We start from the raw sequence: 13,107 nt of genomic DNA on the forward strand, positions 1-13,107 counted from the left end.
TCGGTACGGAGGGGGAAGAACCGACATGCCGACCTGCCCGAGCGGCCACCAGTCGGTGGCCGAAGACTGGTGCGAGGTGTGCGGCCAGCGGATGGCGGGCGCTGTCCCCCCGCCGCCCTCCCTGCCTGCGGGATTCCTGAACGCACCGCCCAGCCAGCCGACCGGCCAGCCCGGCCCGCCGCCGGGACAGCCCGGTCCGCCGCCCGGTGGACCCGGCCCCGGCTTCGGCGGCCCCGGCGCTCCTGACAACCAGGGCGGGTACGGCTTCCCGCCGCCCGCACCCGGCCCCGGCACGCAGGGTGGTCCCGGCCCCCAGGGTGGCCAGGACGGCTATGGCTTCCCTCCTCCCACACCCGGCCCCGGCGGCCCCGGCCCGCAAGGTGGCCCCGGCCCCCAGGGCGGCCAGGGCGGCTACGGCTTCCCGCCGCCCGCGCCCGGCCCCGACCCGTCCGGGCGCCCCGAGGCATGCCCGCAGTGCGGTACGCCGCGTGAGGCGATGGCCCCGTTCTGTGAGGGGTGCCGCTACAACTTCCTCACCAACTCCCCGACGTCCTACGCCCCGCCGCCCGGCCAGCAGCCCGGCCCGCAGGGTGGCCAGGACGGTTACGGCTTCCCGCCGCCCGCCCCCGGCCCGCAGGGCGGCCAGGACGGTTACGGCTTCCCGCCCCCGCAGCAGCCCCAGCCCCCGCAGCAGCAGGGCATGCCCCCCGGCGGTCCCGGCCCCGGCGGCTTCCCCGGCCAGCCCGGCCCGCCCCCCGGCATGCCCGGCCCGCCGCCGCAGCAGCAGCAGGGCGGCGACGACTGGACGCTGAACCCGCCGAGCGCCCAGGCCGGCCCCCCGCCGATGGCACCCGCGCCGCCCGGACCGGGCCCGCAGGCCCCGTACGAGCAGCAGCAGCCCATGCCGTTCCCGCCGCAGCCGCCGGGACCGTACGAACAGCAGCAGCAGCCGCAGGCCCCGTTCGAGCAGCAGCAGCCTCCGTACGAGCAGCAGCACGCTCCGTACGAGCCGCAGCCGGGCCCGTACGAGCAGCAGCAGATGCCGCCGCCGCAGCAGCAGCAGATGCAGCAGCAGCAGCAGCCCGGACCGGACCAGCAGTGGAACGGCGGCCCCGGCCAGGGTCCCGCGGCGCCGCCGCAGGGTCCGCCGCCGGTCGTCGGCACCGGCTGGGTGGTGGCGATCGCTCCGGACCGCGAGTACTTCATGGCGATGATGGGCCGCAGCGGCCCGGAGGCGGCGGGGCTCAACCTGCCCTCGTACTCCCCCGAGCAGGTGCTCCCGCTCGCCAACGGCCAGATCGCCGTCGGCCGCCGCCGGAACAGCACCGGCGAGGCCCCGGACATCGATCTGGGCAGCGCGCCGGAGGACCCGGGCGTCTCGCACCAGCACGCACTGCTGGTGCAGCAGCAGGACGGCAGCTGGGCGGTCGTGGACCAGAACTCCACCAACGGCACGACGGTCAACCTCGCCGAGGACCCCATCCAGCCGTACGTGCCGGTGCCGCTCCATGAGGGCGACCGGGTGCACGTCGGTGCCTGGACGACGCTGACCGTCCGCCGCGGCTGACCCGCCGACGACGGCAGAACGACCCCGGGGCGTGATCAACCGATCACGCCCCGGAGCCATTTCCGTCCGTCGCCGGTCTCTTCGTCCTACGACCGAAGTCCTGGGCCGGGACGTCTGCCACCATGGACGGGTGAACAAGATTCCACGCGGCACGCTCGAGGAGCAGACCTTCTACGAACAGGTCGGTGGCGAGGAGACCTTCCGGCGCCTGGTGCACCGCTTCTACCAGGGAGTCGCCGAGGACCCGCTGCTGCGGCCGATGTACCCGGAGGAGGATCTGGGCCCGGCCGAGGAGCGGCTCGCGCTCTTCCTCATGCAGTACTGGGGCGGCCCCCGTACGTACAGCGACGGGCGCGGCCACCCCCGGCTGCGGATGCGGCATGCCCCGTTCACCGTCGACCGCGCCGCCCATGACGCCTGGCTGCGGCACATGCGGGACGCGGTGGACTCCCTGGACCTGTCCGAGGCACACGCGACGCAGCTGTGGAACTACCTCACGTATGCGGCCGCCTCGATGATCAACGCCGCGGACTGAGGAACATCGCGGCATGAAGAACGTCGCGGCCTGAGAACGTCGAGACCTGAGAGCGTCGCGGCCGCAAGGAACGCGTCACCGCCGCACAGAGGAATACCTCACACCGGACCGGCCTCCGTAAGGGACCGGTCCGGCCCGGTCCGATCCGGCCCGCTCCGCCCTACGGCACCCGACTCGTCAGGCAGGTGTCACCGTGAGCCCCGACAGCCCGGCCGGGCCACCGGTCCGTACGGCGATCGACCCGTACGGGGTGCTCAGCCGCAGCCAGCCGCCCGCGGACAGCAGACTCAGCGGCTGGGACCGCGGCGCAGCGGCAGCGGCTCCGGACGAGGCGACGCCCCCCACGAGCGCACCGGCCCGCGCCGGCCGCAGAAAGCCCAGCGACTGCGCGGCATGGGCGGCGCGCAGCGGAAGGTGGGTGTCGCCGAGGGTGCGCGACCAGATCTCCCGGCCGATACGGTCCCGTTCGCTGCGGGTGCGGTGCTGCGGCGGCAACTCCTCGTCGCGGGCCCGGAATTCGGCGACCGCGGCGGCCACCGCACGCACCAGCGCCTCGGGCGCGGGCAGTCCCGGCACCCGCTGCCAGCCGCCGCGCGGCGGCAGCAGCCCGGTCCACGGCGGGCCGGTGACCGCGTCGGGCACGGTCAGCACATCCGCCGACTCCCCCACGCCCTCCAGGAGTTCACCGGCGGAGACCGTCTGGTCCAGGGTGGTGTCATCGGCGAGCCGGGCGGTACGGATCGCCAGCACCTCGAAGGACGGCGGGCGGCCGAAGACGGCAAGCACCCCGCCACCGGCCTGGAGGCGTACCGCGGCCGCCTTGTCGTAGTGGATCAGCCGGGCGAGGAAGGCGGCGAGATCCGCCGCCTCCCCCGCGTCGGCCAGGTGCAGCGCCGTCATACCGCGACGGCCCCCTCCTGGTGCGACGCGTCGTCCAGATACTCCTTGAGGATCGCCTTCTCCTCCGCGGTGATGCGGCGGGGGCGCTCCTCGGCGAAGTTGAACGGGACGACGACGGTCGAGGCCCGCAGGTAGAGGGTGTCCTCGTCCTTGACCTCGTAGCCGACCGTCATCGACGCCGCGCTGATCTTCGTCACCCACAACTCGACGGTCACCGGTTCGGGCCGGTGCACCAGCGGCCGCACATAGTCGATCTCGTGCCGGGCGACGACCGAGCCGCCCGTGAACGACGGGCTGCCGTCCCCCGGCGCCAGCCGGCGCATGAAGTCGATCCGCGCCTCTTCGAGGTAGCGGACGAACACCGCGTTGTTGACATGGCCGAACGCGTCCATGTCCGACCAGCGCAGGGGGCAGGAGTAGAGGTGACGCACGCCGGTCAGCCCCGGGTCAGCTTCTTGTACGTGGCGCGGTGCGGGCGGGCCGCGTCCGCACCGAGGCGCTCGATCTTGTTCTTCTCGTACGACTCGAAGTTGCCCTCGAACCAGAACCACCGGGATTCGCCCTCGTACGCCAGGATGTGCGTGGCGACGCGGTCGAGGAACCAGCGGTCGTGGGAGACGACCACGGCGCAGCCCGGGAACTCCAGGAGCGCGTTCTCCAGCGACGACAGGGTCTCGACGTCGAGGTCGTTGGTCGGCTCGTCGAGGAGCAGCAGGTTGCCGCCCTGCTTGAGGGTGAGCGCCAGGTTGAGGCGGTTGCGCTCACCACCGGAGAGCACACCGGCCGGCTTCTGCTGGTCCGGGCCCTTGAAGCCGAACGCGGAGACGTAGGCGCGCGAGGGCATCTCGACCTGGCCGACGTTGATGTAGTCCAGCTCGTCGGAGACCACGGCCCACAGGGTCTTCTTGGGATCGATGTTCTCGCGGCTCTGGTCGACGTAGGAGATCTTGACGGTCTCGCCGACCTTGATGTCGCCGGAGTCCGGGGTCTCCAGACCCTGGAGCATCTTGAACAGCGTGGTCTTGCCGGCGCCGTTCGGGCCGATGATGCCGACGATGCCGTTACGCGGCAGCGTGAAGCTCAGGTCCTCGATCAGGACCTTCTCGCCGAAGGCCTTGTTGAGCTTGTCGACCTCGACGACGACACTGCCCAGACGCGGGCCCGGCGGGATCTGGATCTCCTCGAAGTCCAGCTTCCGCATCTTGTCGGCCTCGGCGGCCATTTCCTCGTAACGGGCCAGTCGCGACTTGGACTTGGCCTGCCGCCCCTTGGCGTTGGAGCGGACCCACTCCAGTTCTTCCTTGAGGCGCTTGGCGCGCTTGGCGTCCTTCTGGCCCTCGACCTTGAGACGGGTCTCCTTGGTCTCCAGGTACTTGGAGTAGTTGCCCTCGTAGCCGTGCAGACGGCCGCGGTCGACCTCGCAGATCCACTGGGCGACGTGGTCGAGGAAGTACCGGTCGTGGGTGACGGCGACGACGGTGCCGGGGTACTTCGCGAGGTGCTGCTCCAGCCACTGCACGGACTCGGCGTCCAGGTGGTTGGTGGGCTCGTCGAGGAGCAGCAGGTCGGGGGCCTCCAGCAGCAGCTTGCACAGCGCGACGCGGCGGCGCTCACCACCGGAGAGGTTGTTGACCGGCCAGTCGCCGGGCGGGCAGCCCAGCGCGTCCATGGCCTGCTCCAGCTGGGTGTCCAGGTCCCACGCGTTGGCGTGGTCGAGGTCCTCCTGGAGCTTGCCCATCTCCTCCATCAGCGCGTCGGAGTAGTCGGTCGCCATGAGCTCGGCGACCTCGTTGAAGCGGTGGAGCTTGCCCATGATCTCGGCGGCGCCGTCCTGCACGTTCTGCAGCACGGTCTTGGACTCGTCCAGCGGCGGCTCCTGGAGGAGCATGCCGACGGTGTAGCCCGGGGAGAGGAACGCGTCACCGTTCGACGGGTGCTCGAGACCAGCCATGATCTTCAGCACCGTGGACTTACCGGCGCCGTTGGGACCCACGACACCGATCTTTGCGCCGGGCAGGAAGCTCAGCGTCACGTCATCGAGGATGACCTTGTCGCCGTGCGCCTTGCGCGCCTTGCGCATCGTGTAGATGTACTCAGCCAAGAGAAACCGTCCGGCAGATTGGATCGATCAGGGTCTGTGCGGCACCGCCCCAGGGCCATCGTGCGACGTGTCCGAGGGAGGGCAGATACACCCCATCTTGCCGTACGCCTGCGCTCTGGCGGAAACGAGTAGGTCAGAGCGCCCCTGCTCAGCGCGACCTGGCATGACGCGGTGTCCGCTTGGTTGCCCTCTGTCAGCGTTGGTCGCTGTCCAGCGGGCCTTTCTCTTCTTGTTCTTTTCTTGCTCTCTCTTTCCCGCACGTCCGCCCGTTGGCCGCACTTCCCCGCGGGAAGGAACGGGGGGCCGCGCTTCCCCACGGCAAAAAACGAGGGGGCCGTACTTCCCCGCGGGACGGAACAGGCACCGGGACGGCGGACGCCAGCGGCCCCGGAGCGCCACTGCGCTCCGGGGCCTTGGGTTGTTCGATCGGCTGCCGCCCGGTCACCGTGAGGTCACCGGGCGGCCGCCGATTGTCACTGCGCGCCGAGTCTCACCGGCACCGGCCGTGTCACCGGGCGCCGGGTCTCACCGGGCGCCGAGTGTCACCGGTCGCCGCGTGTCACTGGGCGGGGGTGCCGGTCTTCTTCTTACGGAGGAAGAACACCGAGGCGCCGCCGACCACGACGAGGACGACCGCGATGCCCGCGATCATCGGGGTGGCGTTGCTGGAACCGGTCTCGGCCAGGTCGCCGCCCTTGTCGCCGCCCGCACTGCCGCCCGTGCTGCCACCGACCGAGGCCGGGCTGGGCTGGGTGGAGGGCTTGCCGCCGCCGCTGCCGGCGGTCTTGCAGTCCAGGACACCGGAGAAGGACTTCTTGAAGCCGCCCTCACCCTTGATGGTGATGTTGTACGGCTGGTCCTCGGCCACCGGGACGGTCACGGTCTGCGACTTGCCCGGCGCGATCTCGATGTTCTTGCCGGAGAGCTGGAAGCGGAAGGGCTCATCGCCCTTGTTGGTCGCCGTGACATCCACGCCGCCCTTGGCGCAGTTCTTCTCGGCGGTGATCGCCGGAATCGCGCCCTGCTTCTTCCAGGAGGCCGTGGCAGCCGCGGAGACCGTGGACTCGCTGGAGCCGGCCAGGATCTGGGTCTGGCTCTTGGCGTGCACGCCAATGCCGGTGAAGGCACGGCCGACCGGGACCTTGGTGGCGGCCTGCGCGGTCAGCGAGGTGCTGCCGTCGGCGGCGCCCTTCGGCACGTCGAAGAACAGCTGGGTGCCGTCGGCGGCGCTGGTGACCGCCTTGCCGTCCTTGCCGACGACCTTCACACCGGCCGCCGCACCGGCGCCGGGGGAGATCGTCACGCTGTCGGCGTTGGTGTGCACGGTGACCGGGCCGAGCTTGCCGCCGGACTTGCCGGAGACGGCCGGCGGGTCCAGCGTCAGGGACGCCGTGGGCTCGCCGACGTTCTGCGCGCTCTTCTCGAGGTAGTCGGCGAGCTTCTCGGCCGCCGGGTCGACCGCGTCCACCTTGGCGTGGTCGGAGAAGCGCCAGATCGCGACCTGGGTGCCGGCCGCGGCGGTCTTCTCGGTGAGGTTCCCGGCACCGGCCTTGGAGGCGAGCGCGGCCAGGTCGTTCACCTGCGGGTACGAGTTCTGCAAAATCCAGCGGATCTTGCCCGCGTCCCCGTTGTTGTGCAGCGACGAGGCGCTCCAGGGCACTTCCTGGTACTTCGCCTGCTGCTGCGTCGGGTTGTGGATGTCGATGCAGTACGTCTGGAGCGTGCCGCCGTTGTCGACCGCCATCTCGAAGAGGCCGGCGCCTACGCGCTGGTCCCCTCCGCCGTTGTGCACGACCGCCTGGTCGAACGTCTTCAGACCGCCGAGCGTGGCGGTGGCACCCCCGTGGGTGGGGGTCGTCTCGTCCGCCGCGGCAGTACCCGCGGTGGCTATCGCACCCGCCGCGACGAGGCCCGAGGCCACGACCGCGGCGGCAAGGCGGGCTGCGCCCCGCCTCTTCATCGAAAGCATGAATTTCCCCTCTGGGCGAGGCGGTCGAGTGGGAGAGGATGCCTCGCCGGAAAGATCCCAAAGAACTCAACAGCCGAACACGTCAGCCCCCGTGAGTACTTGTCGGATCTTATGGAGCAGGTGCATCAGGGTCCCCAGTAATGGCATCCCATAAGCGATCCGAATCGCAATCGTTACCGACAACGGGCACCCTGACCTGCCATTATCGACAAATCCCCAGGACTATTCAGGGCACTACGGCCTTCTGGGACGAATGGGCTGCGGATGAGGCTGCTGTGACGGACCCTTCCCGACGCTCCCGGGGCGTCGAAGTCCTGGCGCGGGCGTGTCTTTTGGCCGGCGCTTTGCCAACGGCCACACCGACGGCCGGCGCCGCGTCGACCAGCAACATCTCTTCCCCGGCCTCGTGTTGTCCCGAGCCCTCCTGTTGCTGCGAGGTCTCATGTCGTGGCGAGGTCGCGTGTTGTTCCGAGGTCTCGCGTCGTGGCGAGGTCTCGTGTTGTTCCGAGGTCTGTTGCTCCAAGGTCTCGTGTGGCGTTCGTGGTGAGGGCTGCGGTGACGGCGACGGCGCGGGGTCCGCCTCCGTACGCGGCGCCCGGGTGGCTCTCCGGAACGCGGAGGTGCCGCGCGCGAGATCGTGACCGATCGCCACGGCGTCGACCTCCGCCGAGAACCAGCGCTGCCCGCCCCGCTCGGGAGGCTGCTCCCCTTCCCGTAACCGCAAGCGCCCCTGGACGACGAGTGGTTCACCCACCGCCACCGACGCCGCGACATTGTCGGCGAGCGCGCGCCACGACCGGACCGTATAGAAACTCGTCCCCCCGTCGGTCCAGCGTTCCTGTGCCTTGTCCCACCGACGGGACGTCGCCGCCAGCCGGAACCTCGCCACCGTCACGCCCGCCGTCGTCTGCCGGTGCTCCACCGCTGTCGCGGCATTGCCCACCAGCGTCACCATCGTGTCGTTCACGGAACACGCCTCCCCCGCGTCATGCGCTCGCTCTCGTCATCTGCCGCTCGCGCTGCGTGGATCTCATGCTGCACGGATCCGGCGGGCGCCGCGGCGGCCTGTGGACGGGTGACCGGCTGTGGACAACTCGGCCACCCGGGAGAGGGAATCCGCCCTCACACGCCCGCCGGCTCACGCCACCGCCGGGCACCCGCCACCGGGCACCCACCGTCAAGCACCCGACGCCAGGCACCGAGGCCAGGCACCCGCCGTCAGGCCCCTGACGCCACCGCGTACTGCTCCCGTACCTCGCGATAGCGCAACAGCTCGGCGGCGACCGGCTCCAGCACCCGTGCCCGCCCGCACCCGGCCGCCGCACTCCGCAGCCGTCGTTCGGCGTCCTGCCCGTATCGCCTGGCGGGACCGCGTGCCACCACCCGGCACAGCCACGCCAGCGTCGGCCCGCCCACCGATCCGACGAGCGCGGGCAGCAGCCCGGAGACCCAGGCCGTCCCCTCGCCCACACCCGTGACCGCCCCCAGCAGCCACAGCAGGCCGACGACTTGGAGTACGGACAGCAGCCCCTGAAGCGAGGCGGCGACCGTCCACCACCGCGGTTTCACGGCCGGCCCACCGCGCAGCGACTCCTCCGCATCCGCGGCCACCCTGTCCAACGCCTCCGGCAGCCCGTAGGCACCCCGGTCCGCCGCCTCCCGCACCGCCTGGGCCCACGGCGCCGGCAGGCCATGCGACGCCTCACCGGCCACCGTGCGTACGGCCTGCTCCACCACCGGCCGCGCCGCGGCCCGCCCGTCCACCGTCGGCTCGCCCCCACCACCGGCCACCGCCCCGGCCGACGGCAGATGCCCGGGCAGCCCCTGACGCCCCACCACACTCCGCCGCATCCCGTTCCGCCAAGGGGCGATCCGACCGCCACCGCTCCGCCCTGGACCGGCCCGCCCGGCCCCGGTCATCCCGGCGCCCGTCCTCCCCACTTCGTCGCGCGTCGCTTCGTTGCGCCCCCCGCAGGTCTGGCCCACGGCCGCCGCCCGTCTGTCGCCCCGCCCCGCCCCCATCCGCCCCATACGGGCCCGCGGCCCACCGGCTCGCCCCTCATCGGTCCGCCCTGTGCCCGTCGGCCCACCGGCACCGGTGAAAGCACCCACGCCCGTCGCCCCCGCCCCGGAGCCGCCGGTCCCCCACCGGTTCCCCCGCCTTCCCCGCATCCGCGCCCACGGTGACCCGCACGCACGCTCGGCATACCGCAGCCAATCCCGTTCCGCCGCGCGCCCGGTGGCCACCGCCCCGACCGCCTCCGCCAGCCGGTCGTCGAACTCCGCCCGGGCCCGTTCGGTCAGCCCCACCTGGCTCTGTGCCACATACACGGACCGCAACCGCTCGGCCGCCGCATCCACATCCGCCGCCAGCCGCCGGTCCGCGGCACCCCGCTCCGCGACGAACTGGCCGAGCGCCTCCCGCAGTTCCCCCACGCCCCGGCCGGTCGCGGCGGACAGCGCGAGCACCGCCGCCCCGGGCTCCCCGTGCTCGCCGAGCGCGAGCCCGTCCTCGTCCAGCAGCCGACGCAGATCGTCCACCACCTGGTCGGCGGCGTCCCCGGGCAGCCGGTCCACCTGGTTGAGGACGACGAACATGACCTCGGCGTAGCCCGCCAGCGGCCGCAGATACCGCTCGTGCAGCACCGCGTCCGCGTACTTCTCCGGATCCACCACCCAGATCACCGCGTCCACCAGCTCCAGCATCCGGTCCACCTGAGCGCGGTGCTCGGTGGCCGAGGAGTCGTGGTCGGGCAGGTCGATCAGGATGAGTCCGTGCAGCTCGGAGCTGCCGTCCGCCGGAGTGTGCCGCCGGTGCGCGGGCACGCCCAGCCGGTGCAGCAGCCCCTCCGCGCCCGGCCGGCTGCCCGGCCAGACACAGGCCACCGGCTCCGCTGTCGTCGGCCGCCGCGGCCCGACCTGCGAACGATTCGCCCCGGCCAGCGCGTTGAACAGCGACGACTTACCACTGCCGGTCGCCCCCGCAATGGCGACGACGGTGTGCTCACCGGACAGCCGGTAACGCTCGTCCGCCGTCTCCAGTACCCGCCCCGCCCCCTCCAGCGTCCGCCCGTCCAGCCGGGTACGGGACAGCGCGATCAACTCCCGCAACGCATCCAGCCGCCCGCGCAGCCCACCTGTCGCGGCCCGCCGCCCCCCGTCCGCGACCCAGCGGTACCCGCCGCCGCTCCCGTCCTCCACACCCGGCGAACGCGGCTGAACCATTCCCTCACCACGCGACTCGGCACGTGCCGCGCCATACGCCCGCATGCCTGTCGCGGCGTAGGCCCCACCCCGCAACACCACACCAGCCCCACCAGACCCACCAGGCCTGGCAGACCCGCCAGCCCCACCAGGCGTCTCCACCCGCTCCCCGTTCCCCGCCTGCCGCACCGTCGGCCTGGGAACGCCCGCATCCCGCGCCCGCCGCGCAATCAACCCGTCATCCCACGCCCCACCCGACACCGCCGCCCGTCCAACGGACTCCGCCCCCGCGCCCGTCTCCCGCCCCTCCACGGGCTCGCCACTCCCTTCGACCCGCACAGCCCCTACGGACCCCACCGGCACCTCACACCCCGTCGGTGCCACGCCCTGCCCGGGCACCTCACACCCCACCGACGCCACACCCTGCCCTGGCGCCGCACACTCACCCGACACCACACCCTGCACCGGCACCGGCACCGGCACCGGCACCGCACACTCCTCCAACACAACGCCCTGCCCGGGCGCCGCACACTCCCCCGAGGTCACACACTCCACCGGCCTCTCACCGATCTCCCCCTCCCCAACCCCCGTCCCCTGCCCCAAGCTCTCTCCGGAACCAGCCGCCGCCTCAGAAACACTCACCCCGACACCTCCTCCTTCTCCATCGCCATCTCCCGCTCCTCGTCGCTCCGCATCTGCTTCCGCTTCTCCGTCCCCGTCTCCCTCTCCGTCCCGGCCTGCCTCTCCGCCCCCGTCTGCTTCCCCGTCCCCGTCCCCGTCTGCCTCTCCCTCTGCAATACGGACAGCGCGGCAATCAGCTCCGCCTGCTGGTCCAGGGGCACGGTCAGCTGGTCCAGGGGCGCCAGCCGCCGCTCGCGCTCACCGTGGAGGGCACGCTCCAGGTACGTGGCGAGCAGCCGGGCGCCCCGGTCGCAGAGCCGCAGCGCGGTCTGGGCCCCCAGGAGGTCGGCGAGGTTCTCACCCGCCGTACGGGCGCGCCGTCCGCCGAGCAGGGCCGTGGCCAACAGCGCCGCCGACTCCTCCGGCTCCACCGACCCCACCCGTTCACCGGCCTGCCCCGCACGCGCCTCACGGGTCTCCTCCTCGGCCAGCTCCTCCAGACAGCGCCGCCAGCGCCGGACGATCACTCCGAGCCGCCCGCCCGCACCCGCGGCGCCCGCGGCGGCCGACAACGAGACCTCGGCCGCCGCGGGATCGCGCCGCCAGGCCTCCGCGGCCCGCTCGTCGGCCTCCTGCACGGCGCAGGTCAGCAGCGAGGTGAGCCCATGGGTCAGCGCGTCGAGCAGCTCGTCCGACCGGCCGTCGAGCCCATGGTCACGCCAGTGGGCGCGGGCGTCCCCGGAGAGCACCTCCCCGGCCGCGACCTCCTGCCGTACCCGCTCAGCGGCCCGCTCGTACGCCTCCTCCACCCGACCGGCCAGTCGCAGCGCCGCGGCATGCTGGGCGGCGGCGGCCCCGGCCAGCGCGGGCAGCCGGCTGCGCAGCGACGCGATCACCCCGGCGGCCGTACGGTCCGCTGCGGCGGTGCGGGCGACGGGGTCCTGGGCGTGCCGCTCCAGCCAGTTCCGCAGCGCCGCCACGGCCGTGGCGGGCAGCAGACCGCTCCCGCCACCGGCCGACTCGGGCAGCTCGGGAATGGTGAACCGCGGGACGTGGCCGAGGCCGGCCCGCTGGAGAAGTTCCGCGTACCGCCCGGAGATGTCCGTGGCGATCTGATGCGGCACCCGGTCCAGCACGGTCACCAGCGTGACGTCGTACTCCTTGGCCGTACGCAGCAGATGCCAGGGCACCGCATCCGCGTACCGGGCGGCCGTCGTGACCAGCACCCATACATCCGCGGCGCAGATCAGTTCCGCGGCCAGCTCCCGGTTCCGGGCGACCAGCGAATCGATGTCCGGGGCGTCCAGCAACGCCAGCCCGCTGGGCAGCGCCCGGTCCGTCTCGATCCGCACCGTGAGCATCCCGGGATCGCCCCCGCCCCCCGCCGCACCCACGCCCGCGCGCCCCTTCAGGCCGACGCCACTGGCGCCACCCCCCGCACCGTCATACGCCTCACCGTCACCCGCCCCATAAGCCCCACACCCCCCACCGACCGCACCGCCACCACCAGCCCGCCCCCCGACCTCATAGCCATGGTCATAGCCGTAGCCATACGCGGCGCCCAGCTCCCCACCCCCACGCGCCTCCTGCCCCGGCCCATGCCCTCCATCGAACCCATGTGCCGTACGGGGCCCATGCCCCATCCGGACGCCATGCCCACCGGCTCCACCCCCGCCGCCGGGCGTCACCCCACCCATCCCGCCAACCCCACCCACGCCATGCACCCCGTACTCACTCCGGCCCAGGCCGTCACCCGCCGCGTACTCGCTCTCCCCACCGTCGTCCTGCTCAGGGACCCACACCCGGGCGAGCTGCGGCAGGACACGCGGTCCGGCGAACCAATGGAGATCGTCGGGATGGCAGACGAGCACCGGCGTACGCGTCGTCGGACGCAACACCCCCGCCTCCGAGATCCGCCGCCCCACCAGCGAATTCACCAAGGTGGACTTGCCCGCTCCGGTCGATCCGCCGATCACCGCGAGCAGCGGGGCCTGAGGGGAGCGCAGGCGGGGAATCACATAGTCGTCGAGTTGGGCGAGCAGCTCGGCCCGGTTGCGCCGGGCCCGGGCCGCGCCCCGGAGTGGCAGTGGAAAGCGTGCGGCGTCGACGCGGTCGCGCAGAACGGACAGTGCGTCGATCAGCCGGGGTCGTACGTCCAAGGTCGCCACATGTGCAGAATGCCCAATTTCGTTGGGTTTTTGAAGCGTATA

Annotated in this window: 9 protein-coding genes; 2 read left to right on the plus strand and 7 right to left on the minus strand. The window is 72.4% G+C overall.

Features of this window, described 5'->3' with window-relative positions; genetic code table 11:
* The first annotated feature begins 25 nt into the window (after window positions 1-25).
* The gene (locus tag M8I34_RS13635) at window positions 26-1,567 is read left to right on the plus strand and encodes an FHA domain-containing protein (protein ID WP_250049716.1); all 1,542 of its coding nucleotides are present in this window, start codon (window positions 26-28) and stop codon (window positions 1,565-1,567) included.
* A gap of 130 nt (window positions 1,568-1,697) precedes the next feature.
* Window positions 1,698-2,102, plus strand: coding sequence for a globin (locus M8I34_RS13640; protein ID WP_030082224.1), 405 nt, complete (start codon window positions 1,698-1,700; stop codon window positions 2,100-2,102).
* A gap of 177 nt (window positions 2,103-2,279) precedes the next feature.
* Here the strand turns inward: M8I34_RS13640 and M8I34_RS13645 are convergent, their stop codons facing one another.
* The 7 genes from M8I34_RS13645 to M8I34_RS13675 form a co-directional block, all read right to left on the minus strand.
* Complete coding sequence (locus M8I34_RS13645) at window positions 2,280-3,002, minus strand: hypothetical protein (RefSeq protein WP_250049717.1); 723 nt, start codon at window positions 3,000-3,002, stop codon at window positions 2,280-2,282.
* Window positions 2,999-3,433, minus strand: a complete 435-nt coding sequence (locus tag M8I34_RS13650) for a thioesterase family protein (protein ID WP_030082229.1) — start codon at window positions 3,431-3,433, stop codon at window positions 2,999-3,001. Before M8I34_RS13650 ends, M8I34_RS13645 begins: the two co-directional genes overlap by 4 nt.
* A gap of 5 nt (window positions 3,434-3,438) precedes the next feature.
* Window positions 3,439-5,103: an energy-dependent translational throttle protein EttA gene (ettA, locus tag M8I34_RS13655; protein ID WP_250049718.1), complete on the minus strand. Its 1,665-nt coding sequence runs from the start codon at window positions 5,101-5,103 to the stop codon at window positions 3,439-3,441.
* Window positions 5,104-5,662: 559 nt separating this feature from the next.
* A complete protein-coding gene (locus M8I34_RS13660) occupies window positions 5,663-7,072 on the minus strand; it encodes a Cys-Gln thioester bond-forming surface protein (RefSeq protein WP_250049719.1) in 1,410 nt (469 codons plus the stop codon).
* Between the two features lie 226 nt (window positions 7,073-7,298).
* A complete protein-coding gene (locus tag M8I34_RS41610; protein ID WP_308372251.1) occupies window positions 7,299-8,039 on the minus strand; it encodes a single-stranded DNA-binding protein in 741 nt (246 codons plus the stop codon).
* Between the two features lie 251 nt (window positions 8,040-8,290).
* Complete coding sequence (locus tag M8I34_RS13670) at window positions 8,291-10,297, minus strand: YfjP family GTPase (protein ID WP_250049720.1); 2,007 nt, start codon at window positions 10,295-10,297, stop codon at window positions 8,291-8,293.
* Window positions 10,298-10,914: 617 nt separating this feature from the next.
* Window positions 10,915-13,065 (minus strand): GTPase domain-containing protein, encoded by a 2,151-nt coding sequence (locus M8I34_RS13675; protein WP_250049721.1) that lies wholly within the window; start codon window positions 13,063-13,065, stop codon window positions 10,915-10,917.
* Window positions 13,066-13,107: the final 42 nt, after the last annotated feature.

Origin of the sequence: Streptomyces sp. MCA2 (assembly GCF_023544705.1) — a bacterium.
Lineage (GTDB): Bacteria > Actinomycetota > Actinomycetes > Streptomycetales > Streptomycetaceae > Streptomyces > Streptomyces decoyicus.